This window comes from Micromonospora sp. IBSANI012, assembly GCF_052814045.1.
On record NZ_CP199933.1, the window covers coordinates 3,945,728 to 3,960,375 of the forward strand.

The 14,648-nt window shown below is 75.5% G+C and carries 16 protein-coding genes; 15 read left to right on the forward strand and 1 reads right to left on the reverse strand.

The window, feature by feature from the left end; genetic code table 11:
- Positions 1-39 precede the first annotated feature (39 nt).
- Positions 40-465 carry an NUDIX domain-containing protein gene (locus ACTWM8_RS18235; RefSeq protein WP_446210080.1) on the reverse strand — a complete coding sequence of 142 codons (426 nt, stop codon included), beginning with the start codon at positions 463-465 and terminating at the stop codon, positions 40-42.
- Between the two features lie 308 nt (positions 466-773).
- Here ACTWM8_RS18235 and ACTWM8_RS18240 point away from each other — a divergent pair, with 308 nt between their 5' ends.
- The 15 genes from ACTWM8_RS18240 to ACTWM8_RS18310 all read left to right on the forward strand — a co-directional run bounded on the left by ACTWM8_RS18240 (position 774) and on the right by ACTWM8_RS18310 (position 14,639).
- Complete coding sequence (locus ACTWM8_RS18240; protein WP_446210081.1) at positions 774-1,583, forward strand: LppM family (lipo)protein; 810 nt, start codon at positions 774-776, stop codon at positions 1,581-1,583.
- A 120-nt stretch (positions 1,584-1,703) separates the two neighbouring features.
- Positions 1,704-2,051, forward strand: a complete 348-nt coding sequence (locus ACTWM8_RS18245; protein ID WP_377608657.1) for a hypothetical protein — start codon at positions 1,704-1,706, stop codon at positions 2,049-2,051.
- Between the two features lie 14 nt (positions 2,052-2,065).
- A complete protein-coding gene (locus ACTWM8_RS18250; RefSeq protein ID WP_446210082.1) occupies positions 2,066-2,674 on the forward strand; it encodes a glycine zipper family protein in 609 nt (202 codons plus the stop codon).
- Positions 2,671-3,366: a carboxypeptidase-like regulatory domain-containing protein gene (locus ACTWM8_RS18255; protein ID WP_446210083.1), complete on the forward strand. Its 696-nt coding sequence runs from the start codon at positions 2,671-2,673 to the stop codon at positions 3,364-3,366. The genes ACTWM8_RS18250 and ACTWM8_RS18255 overlap by 4 nt, the downstream gene beginning before the upstream one ends.
- A 30-nt stretch (positions 3,367-3,396) precedes the next feature.
- Complete coding sequence (locus ACTWM8_RS18260) at positions 3,397-4,635, forward strand: phage tail sheath family protein (RefSeq protein ID WP_446210084.1); 1,239 nt, start codon at positions 3,397-3,399, stop codon at positions 4,633-4,635.
- 1 nt (position 4,636) lies between these two features.
- The gene (locus ACTWM8_RS18265) at positions 4,637-5,122 is read left to right on the forward strand and encodes a phage tail protein (RefSeq protein WP_179805383.1); all 486 of its coding nucleotides are present in this window, start codon (positions 4,637-4,639) and stop codon (positions 5,120-5,122) included.
- Between the two features lie 1,288 nt (positions 5,123-6,410).
- Positions 6,411-6,773, forward strand: coding sequence for a hypothetical protein (locus tag ACTWM8_RS18270; protein WP_446210085.1), 363 nt, complete (start codon positions 6,411-6,413; stop codon positions 6,771-6,773).
- A complete protein-coding gene (locus ACTWM8_RS18275) occupies positions 6,773-7,522 on the forward strand; it encodes a CIS tube protein (RefSeq protein ID WP_446210086.1) in 750 nt (249 codons plus the stop codon). Before ACTWM8_RS18270 ends, ACTWM8_RS18275 begins: the two co-directional genes overlap by 1 nt.
- A complete protein-coding gene (locus ACTWM8_RS18280) occupies positions 7,519-9,096 on the forward strand; it encodes a phage baseplate assembly protein V (RefSeq protein ID WP_446210087.1) in 1,578 nt (525 codons plus the stop codon). Before ACTWM8_RS18275 ends, ACTWM8_RS18280 begins: the two co-directional genes overlap by 4 nt.
- Positions 9,096-9,434, forward strand: a complete 339-nt coding sequence (locus ACTWM8_RS18285) for a hypothetical protein (RefSeq protein ID WP_179805387.1) — start codon at positions 9,096-9,098, stop codon at positions 9,432-9,434. Before ACTWM8_RS18280 ends, ACTWM8_RS18285 begins: the two co-directional genes overlap by 1 nt.
- The gene (locus ACTWM8_RS18290) at positions 9,431-9,889 is read left to right on the forward strand and encodes a GPW/gp25 family protein (RefSeq protein WP_446210088.1); all 459 of its coding nucleotides are present in this window, start codon (positions 9,431-9,433) and stop codon (positions 9,887-9,889) included. Before ACTWM8_RS18285 ends, ACTWM8_RS18290 begins: the two co-directional genes overlap by 4 nt.
- On the forward strand, positions 9,886-12,507 hold the full coding sequence (locus ACTWM8_RS18295) for a putative baseplate assembly protein (RefSeq protein ID WP_446210089.1): 2,622 nt from the start codon (positions 9,886-9,888) through the stop codon (positions 12,505-12,507). The genes ACTWM8_RS18290 and ACTWM8_RS18295 overlap by 4 nt, the downstream gene beginning before the upstream one ends.
- On the forward strand, positions 12,488-13,258 hold the full coding sequence (locus ACTWM8_RS18300; protein WP_446210090.1) for a phage tail protein: 771 nt from the start codon (positions 12,488-12,490) through the stop codon (positions 13,256-13,258). Before ACTWM8_RS18295 ends, ACTWM8_RS18300 begins: the two co-directional genes overlap by 20 nt.
- Entirely contained in the window at positions 13,255-14,190 is a 936-nt protein-coding gene (locus ACTWM8_RS18305) for a hypothetical protein (RefSeq protein ID WP_446210091.1), read from the forward strand. Before ACTWM8_RS18300 ends, ACTWM8_RS18305 begins: the two co-directional genes overlap by 4 nt.
- Positions 14,187-14,639, forward strand: a complete 453-nt coding sequence (locus tag ACTWM8_RS18310; RefSeq protein ID WP_446210092.1) for a hypothetical protein — start codon at positions 14,187-14,189, stop codon at positions 14,637-14,639. Before ACTWM8_RS18305 ends, ACTWM8_RS18310 begins: the two co-directional genes overlap by 4 nt.
- Positions 14,640-14,648: the final 9 nt, after the last annotated feature.

Here is a 14,648-nt window from a genome sequence, read left to right on the forward strand (position 1 = left end):
GGCCCCGACCTACCCGGCGGCCTGAACCGGGCCCGGCGGTCAGCGAGTGACGGCGGCCAGGCCGGCGTATTCGGGCGAGGCCAGGAAGCGGGTCAACACCTCGACGGTGCCGGGGGTGTACGGGCGACCGTCGAGCACCTCGCCGGGCGGGACGAAGAGCATCGCCGCGCCCTCGCCGAGCACCACGTCCTCCTGCCGCGCCCGGGTGGCGGCGCAGAAGTAGTGCTTCACCCGGTCCAGCTCCGGCAGCTCCTGGCTGGCGAAGAGCCGCAGCTCGCCGTCGGGGCGCAGCCCGGTCTCCTCGTACAGCTCGCGGCTCGCGGTCTCCGCAACCGTCTCCCCCGGCTCCCGGTGCCCGCCCGGCAGGCCCCAGACGTGCGGGTGGTACGCGGCCTGCCCGTCCCGTAGCTGCAACAGCAGGCGGCCGGCCGGGTCGACGAGCAGCACGCAGGCGATGAGATGCACCCGCTCAGCCTAGTCGCCGGGCCCATGTCCAGGATTTGCTCGGCAAGCGTTCCGCGCAGCCGGGTGCCCGTGCCGGCCCCCGTCGTCGGGTCGGCCCGTCGGCGGCGCGTCGCGGGCCACCCGTCCACCCTGGCCGAATTCCGTCCCCGAGGCGGCGAGTTGAAATTGCGTCGGGCCAACCCTTCAGAATATCGATCGCGCCCATTTACGGCGTCAGCCGAAAGGGAGAACGGGCCGGTAAGATCGGTGACACCGTTGTGACTGATCGCTGACTGCGGATAGTGAGGGCGATCACACACACTGCTGGCATGAATACGAGACTCGACCGCGGCAGGGCATTCCGCCTCGCGGTGTGTCTCGCCCTGGTGGCGACGCTCACCGGGTGCATGCAGCTCAACATCGGCCTGACCGTCAACGCCGACGACACGATCGACGGGCAACTGCTCCTGACCGCCGACAAACGGTTCCTGACCACCGACAACAGGACCGTCCAGGTCGGCTTCGCCGAACTCCGGCAGAACATCCCCACGTTGCCACAGGGCGAGGAGCGCGTCTACGAGAACGAGGGCTTCTACGGCTCCCTGATCGCCTACCACCACACTCCGCTGAAGGAATTCACCAGCGAGAGCGTGAAACTGGTCCGGGAGGACGATCTCTACCGGTTCAGCCTCTCGCTCGACCCGAAGAAATACGGCGGGAAGGTGGCCGAACAGGATCCGTTGAACCAGGCGAGGTTCATGCAGTTGATGTCGTTCGAGATTTCGGTGACCTTTCCCGGTCGCGTGATCGACACGAACGGCACGATCACCGGTCGCTCGGTCACCTGGAAGGTCGGCTCCAACCGCGACAAGCCGACCGAACTGCGGGCGGTGGCCGAGGCGCCGGCCAAGCCATCGCCGTCCGCCACCGGAGCCGCCGCCACGGGCGGCGACACCGACGGCGGGTTCCCCTGGCTCCTGGTCGTCGGGGCCGTGGTCGTCCTGCTCCTGGTCGGCGGGGTCGTCGCCGTACTCCTGCTGCGCCGGCGCGGGCGTCCCGCGGCCGCCGCCACGACGCCGACGGGTCCGGCCGGCACGCCGGCGCCGACCCCGTCGGCGGAGCATCCGGGGCCGGTCTGACCCGCCTCGGGTCGGACCGCGCCACCACCCCGGGCGGCCGGCCCCGGGCCCGCCCTACCGGCCGCCGTACCTCACCACCACCACACCACCCTCCCGGCACCACCCCGAAGGGAGATCGCCGTGAACGATCTCTTCACCTGGCCCGCCCTCGGCAGCCTCACCGGCGCCAGCGCCGCCACCCTGCTGACCGCCAACGTCGTCGGCGGCCTGCTCGGACCCTCCGGCGACAAGGCCCGCAAGTGGATCGCGTTGGGCGTCGCCCTGGCGCTGTCCTACCTGACCGCGGCGTTCGCCACGGACGCCGGCGCCGAGAAGTGGATCATCGCCTTCTTCAACGGGCTGATCATCTTCTCTGCCGCCCTCGGCATCAACCAGCTGCCGCCGGGCAACCGGCAGGCGACGCAGGCGTCGCCGAGCCGGATCGCCCAGGGCGGTGGCGAGCCCCGCTACATCCGCTCCTGGGTCTGAGAGAGGTGAGCGTCATGGTCTTCGGAATCATCAGCGCCGCCGTCCACATCGTCCTCGGCGCCGCGCTCGGCGGCTGGGCCGGCGGCACCCTCGGCCTGCTGATCGGCGCCGTCGTCGGGCTGCTCGTCGGCGCCCCGTTCGGCTGGGCCGTCGCCTCCGCCCGGGTGTACGGCCCGGACGCCCGCGGCGTCTGGCTCTTCCTCGTGGACCACACCTGGAGCCTGCTGAACACCGCCGTCGGCGCGGTCTACCTCGCCGTACACCTGATCTTCGGCCACCAGCTCGACCGGACCACCTCGCAGCACAGCTGCCGGGTCAACGTCGTGGAGGGCGTCTCCCCGCGGTACGCCACCACCATCGGCACGGTCTGCGCCGGCTCCAGCCCCGGCATCCAGCGGCACGAGGACGTGCACATCTTCCAGGGCCGGCTGCTCGGCCCGCTCTACATCCCGCTGGTGCTGCTCAACTACGTGCTCTTCACCATCGCCCCGGTCTGGTGGCTCTGGCACGACCACACCAACGCGCCGATCAACGCCTTCACCCGGTACTTCGAGATCGGCGTCTACCCGCACGTCTGGAACGAGGCCATCGCGTACCGGATCCAGGGGAGCCCGCCGCGATGACCGACGACGGGCGTGGACCGGTCGAGGCGGCCACCGCCGACCTGGCGGCGTGGCTGGCCACCGCCGCGGGCGAGGTCGTCCCGGTCGGCCCGCCCGCCGACGGCGGACCCGCCGACGGGCTGACGGTCTGGCCGCTGGAGCTGCGGCCCGGCCGGCAGACCCGCGGCACCGGCAACCGGGAGCCGTACCGCTTCACGGTCCGCTACCTGCTCAGCGCCGCCGGCCCGGCGGCGCTGCCCCGGCTGGACCGGGTGCTCGCCGCCGCGGTCGTCGACGGGGAGCCGGAGGTGCTGCTGGAGGCCGGCGACCCGCAGCTGTGGCGGGCGTTCGGCGTGCCACCCCGGCCGGCGCTGCTGATCGACGTACCCGCGCAGGTGGCCCGGCCGCTGCCGGCGGCGCCGCCGGTGCTGCGCCCGCTGCGGCTGCGGCAGCTGCCGATGCGCACCCTCGACGGCCGGGTGGTCGGCCCGCAGGAGCAGCCCCTCGCCGCGATGCGGGTCGAACTGGTCGGCACCTCGCACGCCACGCACACCGACCCGGCCGGCCGGTTCCGGCTCACCGGCGTACCGGACGACCCCGAGCAGCCCGGCCCGGTCCGGCTGCGCCTGGTCGGCCGCGGCCACACCCTCACCGCCGACGTCGACCCCGCCGACACCGACCTCGTCATCGTCTGCGAACCCCCGGCCCGCTGACCCGGACCGCCCCGCGCACCAGGAGGACCGATGCCCAACTACTTCTCCCCCGGCATCTACGTCGAGGAGGTGCCGAGCGGGGCCCACCCGATCGGGCCGGTCGGCATGAGCACCGCCGCGTTCGTCGGCATCGCCCCGGACCGCGGCGCCCACGTGGACCGGGCGATGCCGGTGAACAGCTGGTCGGAGTTCCTGCGGTTCTACGCCGGCGGCGAACGCCCGGAGAGCACCCCGCTGGCCCGCGCCGTCTTCGGCTTCCTCGACAACGGCGGCACCCGGTGCTGGGTGGTCAACGTCGGCGAGGGCGGCCAGCTCACCGGCGGCGGCCAGCGCCGCGCCGGCCTGCAACTGCTGGAGGCCGTGGACGAGGTCTCCATCCTCGCCGCCCCCGGCTTCCACGACCCGGTCTCGCACGAGGCGCTGCTGAGCATGGCCGAGCGGCTGCGCACGATGGTGGCGATCTGCGACCCGCCCCCGGGCATCGACGACATCTCGGCGCTGACCCGGGTCGCCACCCCCAGCTCCGCCCGCGCCCCCCGCGCCGCCGACGGCAAACCCGCCGAGGGTACGGCGAAGCCGGCCGACGACGACGGCGGCACCGTCGCGTACCGGCCCCGGCAGTCGGACTTCGGCACCTGCTACTTCCCCTGGCTGCGCGTGCGCGACCCGCTCAGCGGCGAGCTGGTGCTCACCCCGCCGAGCGGGCACATGGCCGGCATCTGGGCCCGCACCGACGGGCTGCGCGGGGTGCACAAGGCCCCGGCCAACGAGCCGGTACGCGGCGCCGTCGACCTGGAGTACCTGGTCACCCGCCCGGAGCACGACGTGCTCAACCCCAAGGGCGTCAACGTGATCCGCTACTTCGCCGGCGAGGGCATCCGGGTGTGGGGCGCCCGTACGCTCGCCGCCGAGGCCAGCGAGTGGCGCTACCTCAACGTGCGGCGGCTCTCCATCTCCATCGAGCAGGCCATCGCCAACGGCACCCGGTGGATGGTCTTCGAGCCGAACGACTTCTCGCTGTGGCGCTCCATCCGGCGCGACATCGGCGCCTTCCTCACCCGGGTCTGGCGCGACGGCGCCCTGCTCGGGCGTACGCCCGAGGAGGCGTTCTTCGTCAAGTGCGACGAGGAGACCAACCCGGCCGACGTGCGCGACGCCGGCATGGTGGTCGCCCACATCGGCATCGCGGTGGTCAAGCCCGCGGAGTTCGTGGTGTTCAAGCTCAGCCAGTGGGCCGGTGGCACCGAGACCGAGACGATCGGAGGCTGACATGACGACCCCCGCCACGCCGCAACCGGGCGCGCCGGTCGACCCGTACCGGGCCTACAACTTCAAGCTGCTCATCAACGGCATCACCAACGGGCACTTCACCGAGGTCAGCGGCCTGGAGGTGACGATCGCCCGGCGGGCGTACCGGGAGGCCGGCAACGACCGGATCCGGGCCGTGCCCTGCCAGGTCGACTACGCCCCGGTGACCCTGCACTTCGGGCTCACCTCCTCCCGCGAGCTGTGGGACTGGGTGCAGGCCGCGGCCCGGGGGACGGTGAACCGCCGCAACGTCTCGGTGGTGCTGCTCGACGCCGCCGGCACCAGCGAGGCGCTGCGCTGGAACATGATCAACGCGTGGCCGATGCGGTGGCGGGGCGCGCACCTGCACACCCTCTCCCAGGAGATCGCCATCGAGGCGCTCACCCTGGCGTACGAGGGCCTGGAGCTGGAGTCGGGCAGTGCCGCCGCCGCGCCCAGGACCGCGTAGCTGGCTGGCCCGGCGGCTCCGCGACGCCGCCGACGCCGCCGAGCGATGGTCGGACGATGCCGCCTCGACCGCCGGTGGCTCGCCGGCCGGGACGACACCGGACCTGCCGCCGGCCCACGCGTCGCCGGGTCTGCCCGAGGCGAGGCCGGAGGTGCCGTCGGCCGAAGTGACGCGGGACGTGCCGCGCCGGCCGGGCCAGCCGCCGGAGCAATGGCTGCGCCTGGTCGCCGCGCACGCCCCCGGCCTGCTGCGCGGCCTCGACGTCGACCCGGACGCCCTGCCGGACGCCGGGCCGTCGCGGGTTGCGCGCGGCCCCCGGGGCGGGCCCGCCGACGGGATGGGTGGCAACCGGCCGGCCGCCCGCTCCGGTACGCCGGCGCTGCCCCCGACCGGCTCGGTCCCGCCGGGAATGGCCGAGGGCTCGTGGCCCCGCAACTCCGACGGGGTTCTGGGTTCGTGGCCTAGTGACGCCGACGCCACCGTGGACTCATGGCGCGGCGACCCCGACGGAGCACTGAGCTCATCGCACGGCTACCCCGACGGGACCGTGGGCACGTGGCCCCGTGACCCCAGCACAGGGGTGGGCTCCCGGCCCAGCGACCCCGGCACGAGTGTGGGCTCGTGGGCGAGCGACTCCGAGGCGGGCCTCCGTCCCAGGTCCACAACTGCGGGCTACTGGCCCGACGGCGTCAACGGCACAACCGGGCCGAGTTCTCCGGCTGCCGGCAGGTTGCCCGGCGTCCCCGACCCGAGCGGCCGGCCGGGAGCTGCAGCGCTGGACTCCCGGCCGGGACCGCCGCCCGCGCATTCCTCGCCCGGCCGGCCGGAACACCACCGGTCCCGACAATCTGAGCGACGGGTCAGGCAGCCCGCCGACGACGTCGACCGGTCACCGGGGCATAGCGCCGGCGCTCACCCCGGGCCGGGAGCTTGGCGGATCCGTCCGGCGGTACCCGGCCCCGCCGCCGGATTCGACGACCTGTCGCACACCGGACCGGGCGACGGCGGCACGCACCGGCACCGGGAGCCGCTGCCGCCCGCCGGTCCCGGCGAGCCCCGCGTCGGCCAGTCCAGGCCGCCCATTGGCCAGGATCCGGCGACCGTATCCGCCGAGGGGACGACAGCCGATGGGCGGGCGCGCACCGCCACCGACCCGGCGCACCGACGAGGCACGACCGGCGGAGACGACGTCGGTGCGCTCCGGTTCCCCGCCCCCTGGTCCGTCCCGACGGGAGCGCGGGCGGCCACCGGCCACCCCGGACCGCCGGCCGGCCCCGGGGCGGACCGGGTGCGCGGGGGGTACCCGGGTGACCTCGCCCGGACGGCCGAGCACCCCGGCGTCGCCACACCGACGCGCACCGGCCTCGACAGCGGATCCTGGTCCGCCGACCGGTGGCCGCCGGCACAGCCCGGCGATAAGTGGCCCGACGCCGCCCCGGCACCCGACCCGTGGCCGGTCCTGCCGGACGGGCCGGCGGGCGGCGGCGCCGGGGGCGTACCCCCGACGGGAGCGACCACGACGGGGCCGGCGGCGCGGTGGGCCGGGGATCCGTGGCCGGCGCTGCCCGACGACCCGGCGTGGCGGCCGGCCACCGGCGACGGTGACGGCGAGCGGCTGCGCCGCCTCGACCTTGAGCAGCGGGGGGCCTGATGGAACGGGTGGCCTTCCTGGTGGACTCCTCCGGCGCCCGGGTGGACTGCCTGCTCAACCCGGAGACCGTGCAGGTGACCCGGCTGGCCGGGGTACGCCCGCGCGGCGTCGGCGACGGGCAGCTCACCGGCGCCGGCCTCGCCGACGACCCACTGGTCTTCACCGGCGGCGGCCGCACCGAGCTGGTGCTCGACCTGCTCTTCGACACCGACCTGGTGGACGCGCCGACCCGCCCGGAGGACGTGCGCGCCCTCACCCGTCCACTGTGGATATTGGCGGAGAACTCCGCCACCGCGCATGGCTGGCTGCGACCGCCGCTGGTCCGGCTGGTCTGGGGCAAGACCTGGAACGTCCCCGGCGTGATCGTCGCGATCGCCGAACGGTTCGACGCGTTCACCCTCACCGGCTCGCCCCGCCGGTCCTGGCTGCGGCTGAAGCTGGTGCGGGTGGCGGAGTCCGCCGACGAGGCCCAGGAGGGCTTCGACGAGGAGCTGGCCGCCGCCTCCACCCCGGTGGCCGCACCCGGTTCGGCGGTGGTGGCCGCCGGAGACGGCTCCGCCGTGCCCGGGTACTCCGGGGTCCGCTTCGACCTGCTCGCCCACGACGCGCTCGGCTCGCCGCTGCGCTGGCGGCTGCTCGCCGAGCACAACCGGATCACCGATCCGCTGACCGTGCCGGCCGGCACCGCCCTCGCGGTGCCCCCGCTGACCGCCGCGACCACCCCGATCCCGCCGGGAGGTGCCCCGTGACCGCCTGGCCGACCGTGCTGCTCGACGGGGTACCGCTGGACGCCCGCCGGCTCCGGTCGGTGCGGATCGCCGGGCGGCTGGACCAGCCGACCCAGTGCGAGATCGGCTACGCCGCCGGCCCCGGCCCCGCCGCGCTGGACCTCGGCCCCGGCCCGGCGGTGCCGACCGGCGCGACCCTCGACGTCCGGCTGGACGACGCCGGCCTGTTCACCGGGGAGGTGACCTGCGTCGAGGTGGAGTACGCCGCCGACGGCGCCGCCCTGGTCCGGGTACGTGGCTACCAGTCGCTGCACCGGCTGCGCAAGCGGCAGCAGTTGCGGGTGTTCGAGTCGGTGACCGCCGCCGACCTGGCCCGGGACCTCTGCGCCGAGGTGGGCCTCGACGTCGACGCCGAGGAGGACGGCCCGCGCCTGGAACGGGTGCTCCAGCACCGGCACAGCGACCTCGACCTGCTGCTGGAGGTGGCCGGCCGGGCCGGGCTGCACCTCGCCGACGACGAGGACCGGCTGCGGCTGGTCACCCTGGACGGGCACGGCGAACCGGTCACCCTGACCCTCGGCCACACCCTGCACTCGCTGCGGATCGCGGCCAACCTGGACCGGGCCGCCGGGCAGAGCGCGGCGCTGGGCTGGCATCCGCAGCGCGCCGAGCCGATCAGCCAGCGGGCCGACGCGGCGCGCACCGGCCGGCGCATCCCGCTCGACCCGGACCCGGCCGCCGTCGGCGCGGACGGGGTGCGCACCGCCGTGGACCAGCCCGGCCGCAGCGACGACGAGCTGGCCGCCATCGCCCAGGCCGGCCTGGACGCCCGGGTGGCCGCGCTGGTCACCGCCGAGGGGGTCGCCGAGGGCGACCCGGCGCTGCGGCCCGGCCGCCGTGTCGAGCTGGCGGGCATCGCCGACCCGGTCGCCGGGGTGTACGTGCTGACCGAGGTGGTGCACACCATCGACGCCAACGGCCACCTCACCCGGTTCAGCACCGCCCCGCCGCCGGCCCCGGCACCCGCCCCGGTCGCCGGCGCGGCGGTCACCCTCGGCACGGTCACCGACGTCGACGACCCGGACCGGCTGGGCCGGGTCCGGCTCACCCTCCCCGCCTACGGGGACCTGGACGCCGGCTGGCTGGCCGTGCTCTGCCCCGGCGCCGGGGCCGGCAAGGGGATCGTGGCGCTGCCCGACCCGGACGACACCGTGCTGGTGGCGCTGCCCGGGGGCGAACCGGCCGCCGGGATCGTCCTCGGCTCGCTCTTCGGCGCGGTCGAGCCGTACGACGCGGGCATCGCCGACGGGCGGTCCGGCCGGTGGTCGGTGCGTACCGGCAGTGGCCAGACGATCGTGGTGGACGACGCGGCGCGCAGCCTGAGGCTCGCCACCGACGCCGGCAGCTTCCTGGAGCTGACGCCGGAGCTGACCACCCTGCACGCCGCCACCGACCTGGTGCTCTCCGCGCCGGGCCGGGCGATGGTGGTACGCGCCCGCAGCGTCGACTTCCTGCACGCCGAGACGACCGAGGACGCGCCGACCGCGCGGGAGCGGGCCGCCGCGCTCGCCCGCCAGAGCTCAGGAGGCGGCTGATGCGCTGGATCCACCTGCAATCCGTGATCACCTGCGACCACGACGGGCGGGTGACCAACCGGGCGTCGCAGCGCTGGGTGACCGTCACCGGCGTACCGGTCCTGGTCGACGACGACCCGCAGGGGCGGGACATCGTGGCCTGCCCGAACTACGGGCCGACGGTGAAGCCCTGCACGAAGACGCTGCCGGTGCGGGTCGGCTACAGCGACTGGCTGCGCGTCGACGGGCACCGGATCGTCCTGTCGCACCTGGACGGGCTCACCGACGGCACCCCGCCGGGCCTGGTCCACCACACCGTCCGCGACCCGCGGCAGAGCCTGGTGGAGGCGGACCGATGAGGGCGTTCCGCTTCGTGGGGGCCGGCTTCGACGCCGGCCGCACCGGGGGTCTGGCGTTGACCGCGGCCGGCGGGCTCGCGATGACCGAGGGCGACGAGACGGTACGCCAGGCGCTGTACCTGCTGCTCTCCACCACCCCGGGCGAGCGGCTGATGCGCCCCGGGTACGGCTCCCGGCTGCACCGGCTGGTCTTCGCGCCCAACGACGACACCACCGCCGGCCTGGCCATCCACTACGTCCGGCAGGCGATCCGGCGCTGGGAGCCGCGGGTCGAGGTGATCGACGTCGACGCCGGACCGGACCCGGACGACCCGTGGCGGCTGGTGATCCGGCTCGACTACCGGGTCCGGGCCAGCCTCTCCCCCGGCCAGCTGGTCTTCTCCGTCGACCTGCTCCCCGACGACGAGGAGACCGACGGGCCGGTCCGCGACCACGCCGAGGGAGACCCGTCATGACGCTGCCCGTGCCGCACCTCGACGACCGTGCCTTCCTCGACCTCGTCGCCGAGGCCCGGGAGCGGATCCGGCAGTCCTGTCCGGCCTGGACGGACCTGTCCGCGCACGACCCGGGAATCGCCCTGGTGGAGGCGTTCGCGCACCTCACCGAGGTGATGATCTACCGGCTGAACCAACTGCCGGAGAAGGCGTACGTGCAGTTCCTCAACCTGCTCGGGGTGGCCCGGCACCCCCCGTCGGCGGCCTGGGCGGACGTGCGGTTCACCCGTACCGGGGGCGAGCACGGCGCGGTGCGCATCCCCGCCGGCACCCGGGTCGCCGCGGCCCGGGGCGCCGACCCGAGACCGGTCGTCTTCGTCACCACCGAGCCGGCGACGCTGGCCGCCGGGCAGGCCGAGGTGACCGTGCGGATGCACCACTGCGAGCCGGTCGAGGCGGAACTGCTCGGCACCGGCACCGGGCAGCCGGGGCAGGCGCTGCGCGCCGCCCGGGCGCCGCTGGCCCGGACGGCGGAGCCGCTGGACCTGCTGCTCGGGGTGGAGGTGCCGCCGGGCTCGGTCGAGCTGGGCGCGGCCGCCCGGGAGCACGAAGGACGGACGTACGAGATCTGGCGGCCGGTGGACAGCTTCGCCGGGGTCGGCCCGCAGGCCAAGGTGTACCTGGTGGACCGCTGCTCCGGGGTGGTCACCTTCGCCCCCGCCCTGGACCTGCGCCCGCCCGGCGACGGGCCGGCCGGGGCGGCGGCGACCGGCGCGGCCGGCTCCGGACTGGTCACGGTGGCGGCCGTGCCCCCGGCCGGCGCGGGCATCCGGCTCTGGTACCGGGCCGGCGGCGGGCGCACCGGCAACGTCGCCGCCGGCACGCTGACCAGCCTGCGCGACCCGCTGCCCGGGGTACGGGCGGAGAACCCCGAGCCGGCCAGCGGCGGGCGGGACATGGAGACGCTGGACTCGGCGCTGGTCCGCGGGCCGTACGAGTTCTTCGCCCAGCAGCGGGCGGTGACCGCCCGGGACTTCGAGATCCTCGCCGCCGGCTCCGGGGCGGTGGCCCGGGCGCGGGCCTTCACCCGGGCCGCGGTCTACAGCTTCGCCCGGCCGGGCGAGGTCGAGGTGGTGCTGGTGCCGTACGTGCCGGACGAGGCGCGGCCCGGCGGCCGGCTGCCGGTATCGGTGCTGCGCGAGCACGAGGTGGAGGAGGCGCGCCGCCGGGTCGAGGCGGACCTGGACCGCCGCCGCGCCCTCGGCACGAGCTGCCGGGCCGGTTGGGCCCGCTACAAGGCGGTCTCCATCCGGGCCCGGGTGGTGGTGCGCCGGGAGGAGGACGCCGAGGCGGTGCGGCGGCGCATCCACGACCGGCTGCACCAGACGCTGAGCCCGCTGCCCACCACGCTGAACCCGGCCGGCTGGGCGTTCGGCGAGCCGCTGCGGGCCTCCAACGTGTACCGGATGCTGGAGCACGCCGAGCCGGGCGTGCGCTACGTGGAGTCGGTGCGCTTCGTGGTCGACGAGGCCCCCGACGCCGAGGTACGCACCCTCGCCGTCGACCAGTACCAGGCCCGCACCTGGTACGCGGGCCGCGGCGAGGTGCTGTTCCGCTCCACCAACGCCGGCGCGGGCTGGGAGCCGGCCGGCCGGTTCGAGGGCGAGACGGTGGTCCGGGTGTCCCCCGCCCCCGCCCCGGTACGCCCCGGCGTGACCGCCCGCCCCGGCTCGGTGGCGGCGGTGACGGTCCGGGCCGCCGGTGGCTCCCGGGTGCACCTGAGCACCGACCTCGGGGAGAACTGGTCGCTCCTGACCGACCTGGACTCCCGCATCTCCGACGTGGCCTGGATCGACCGGGACGGCGCGGGCGCGCTGCTGCTGGCCACCGACACCGGCCTGTACGAGGTCTCCCTGCTGCCCGGCTCGGTGCCGTTGCAGATCCTGGTCGACCCGGCCGACGCCGACCGCGGCTTCTACGCCGTGCGCGCCTTCGTCTCGGAGCGGGGCGCGCCCGGGGTGGCGGTCGCCGCGCAGGCCGGGTTCGGCGTCTACCTCTCCACCGCCGCCGGCCGCCCGGGCAGCTTCACCCACGTCGGCCTGGCCAACGTGGACAACCGGGTCCTCGCCGTGCAGTACGACGGCCCGGCCACCCTGCTCTGGTCGGGCGCCGGCGAGCCGGACCCGAAGAAGCCCGGGCAGGGCTGCCACCGCACCCGGCTGTTCGAGTCGGACGTGAAGTGGCAGTCGGTGCAGGCCGGCTGGATCGGCGGCACCTGCCGCGACCTGGCCTTCGCCGGCACCCTCGCGCTGGCGGCCACCCAGAGCGGCGGGGTGGTGCGACTGGACACCCTCGCCGTGCAGCCGCAGTGGCAGCCGGTGATGGTCAACTGCGGGCTGCCGCTGCGGGACCGGTCCCGGTTCGTACCGGTCGACGCGATCGCCGCCACCGGCGGCACCGACCGGCTGATCCTGGCCGGCGGCGAGCGCGGGGTGTACCGCAGCGGCGACGCCGTCGACTGGACGCCCAGCGCCAACCAGGCCACCGCCGACGTGGTGACCGTCCCCGACACCTGGCTGCTCTGCTCCGGCGAGCACGACATCGAGGTGGTGCGGCAGGATGCGCCGAGCGGCGATTGAGCGGCTGCTGCCCGCCGCGTACCAGCGGGCCAGCGTCCCCGGCAGCGTGCTGTTCGCGCTGCTGGAGGTGATGGAGGCGCTGCACGCCCCGGACGAGGCGGTGCTCGCCGACGTCGACGCCCTGTTCGCCCCGTACCGGGCGCCGGACGGGTTCGTCGGGTACCTGACCCGGTGGGTGGCGATGGACCACGTGCTCGCCTCGCCCCGCCCGGACGCGCCGCCGGCGCTGCCGGTGGGGCGGCTGCGGGACCTGGTGGCGCACGGCGCGCACCTGGCCCGCTGGCGGGGCACCCCGTACGGGATGCGGAGCGCCCTGGAGCTGGCCACCGGGGTGACCGGGTTCGTCCTGGACGAACCGGTCGACCGACCCTTCCACCTGGTGGTCCGGGTGCCGCCGGCCGCCGCCGGCTCCCTCGCCCTGATCAGCCGGATCGTGGCGGCGGAGAAGCCGGCCGCGGTGACCGCCGAGGTCGTCCTGCTCGGCGACGCCGACTCCGCCGACCCGCCGGCCGACCCGTCCCCGGACCAGCCGGCCCCCGGGCCCGCCACCGGTCAGCACGGACACGCCGCCGACCCGCCGGCCGGGGCCGTCGGTCGGCATCCGGTCGACCCGGAGCCCGACCACCCGGCCGACCCCGATCCGCCCGTCGACCCGCCGCCGCTGCCCACCGGGCCGGCGGTCGGCCGGGCCGCCGTCCCGCCCCCACGCACCCTTCCACCTCCGGGACCGTCCGCAGAGGAGCCGTCATGACCACCGAATGGGCCGTCGTCGCCGCCGCCGAGCAGTTCACCCTCGACACCGGCAACCACGGCGAACTCACCTTCACCGTCTCGAACCCCGGCGCGGCCCCGGACACGGTGGTCTTCGACGTCGCCCCCGGGGAGGGCAGCCAGCGGTCCTGGTTCACCGTCGCCGAGCCGCAGCGGGTGGTGCCGGGCCAGGGCTCGGTCTCCTTCCTGGTCCGCCTCGCCGTGCCGCCCGGCACCGCGCCCCGCCGCTACGACATGACCGGCTTCGCCTACTCGGCGAACACCGCGCCGGAGGAGAGTTCCCGCTCCAGCGGCCGGGTGACATATGAGGTCCGCGCCGTCGCCCCGCCCCGCCGCGCCCCCTGGCCGTGGATCGCCGCGGCCGTGGCGCTGGTGCTGCTGGTCGGGGCGGTGGTGGGCTGGCTGGTGACCCGACCGGAGGACGCGCCCGCCCCGGGCGAGCCGCAGGTGGTCACGCTGGAGGCGGAGAGCCTGGTGGCGCAGGCAAAGGTGGAGTCGCCGACCGGCGCCGCGGCGAAGGTGGTGGTCCAGCCGAACTGCTGCGGGGTCACCTGGTCGCAGGACAAGCAGCTGTGGTTCCAGGGCCTGGCGGTCGGCGACCAGGTGACGGTGACCGTCGACCTGCCGAAGGACGCCGTCTGGCGGTTCTCCGCCGCCCGCACCACCTCGTTCGACTACGCCAACACCATCTTCCAGATCGACGGCGTCCAGGTCGGCGGGACCTTCCTCGGCTTCACCCCGAACGTGGTCCGCACCGACTTCGAGGACGTGGGCACGCTGCGGCTCGGCAAGGGGCCGCACCAGGTGACCCTGGTGGCGGTGAGCAAGACGCAGGCCTTCGACCGGTACTTCGCCGGGATCGACCAGATCCGGTTCACCGAGGTCGGCGGGGCGGCGGCGGCCCGGCGATGAGCGGGCGGCGCAAGCTGTTGCTGGTGGGGCTGGCCGTCCTGCTGGTGGTGCTCTTCGTGGTGGCCGTCGGCGCGGGTCGGGGCGACCGGGGCGGCCCGGACGACGACGGCGCCGTCCGCTGGCTGGGCCGGCTGGTCGGCGACAGCGCCACGGTCGACCCGGCGACGGTGCGGGCCGGCTGCGACCGTACCGGGGACACCCTGACCGTGGTCGGCGGCTGCGTGCTGCGCGTCGCCGACCCGGACGGGCTGCGCACCCTGGTGCTGCGCAGCCCGGGCCGGTTCCGGGTCACCGCGCCGGCGCCCCGGGACGCCGGCTTCACCGTGGACGACGAGGTGGAGCCGGCCGAGGACGGCACGGCCGTGGCGAAGATCGCCGTCGACCGGGCCAGCGAGATCACCGTGAGCTGTGCGGGAGGTGTGGCGTGCGCGGTCATGATCGGATCCTGAGCCGCCGGG

Coding starts and splice junctions, on each gene's coding strand:
- ACTWM8_RS18275 (WP_446210086.1), top strand. CDS start 6,773: ATGGAACGGGTGGCCTTCCTGGTGGACTCCTCCGGCGCCCGGGTGGAC.
- ACTWM8_RS18310 (WP_446210092.1), top strand. CDS start 14,187: ATGAGCGGGCGGCGCAAGCTGTTGCTGGTGGGGCTGGCCGTCCTGCTG.
- ACTWM8_RS18305 (WP_446210091.1), top strand. CDS start 13,255: ATGACCACCGAATGGGCCGTCGTCGCCGCCGCCGAGCAGTTCACCCTC.
- ACTWM8_RS18285 (WP_179805387.1), top strand. CDS start 9,096: ATGCGCTGGATCCACCTGCAATCCGTGATCACCTGCGACCACGACGGG.
- ACTWM8_RS18260 (WP_446210084.1), top strand. CDS start 3,397: ATGCCCAACTACTTCTCCCCCGGCATCTACGTCGAGGAGGTGCCGAGC.
- ACTWM8_RS18255 (WP_446210083.1), top strand. CDS start 2,671: ATGACCGACGACGGGCGTGGACCGGTCGAGGCGGCCACCGCCGACCTG.
- ACTWM8_RS18295 (WP_446210089.1), top strand. CDS start 9,886: ATGACGCTGCCCGTGCCGCACCTCGACGACCGTGCCTTCCTCGACCTC.
- ACTWM8_RS18240 (WP_446210081.1), top strand. CDS start 774: ATGAATACGAGACTCGACCGCGGCAGGGCATTCCGCCTCGCGGTGTGT.
- ACTWM8_RS18250 (WP_446210082.1), top strand. CDS start 2,066: ATGGTCTTCGGAATCATCAGCGCCGCCGTCCACATCGTCCTCGGCGCC.
- ACTWM8_RS18290 (WP_446210088.1), top strand. CDS start 9,431: ATGAGGGCGTTCCGCTTCGTGGGGGCCGGCTTCGACGCCGGCCGCACC.
- ACTWM8_RS18300 (WP_446210090.1), top strand. CDS start 12,488: ATGCGCCGAGCGGCGATTGAGCGGCTGCTGCCCGCCGCGTACCAGCGG.
- ACTWM8_RS18265 (WP_179805383.1), top strand. CDS start 4,637: ATGACGACCCCCGCCACGCCGCAACCGGGCGCGCCGGTCGACCCGTAC.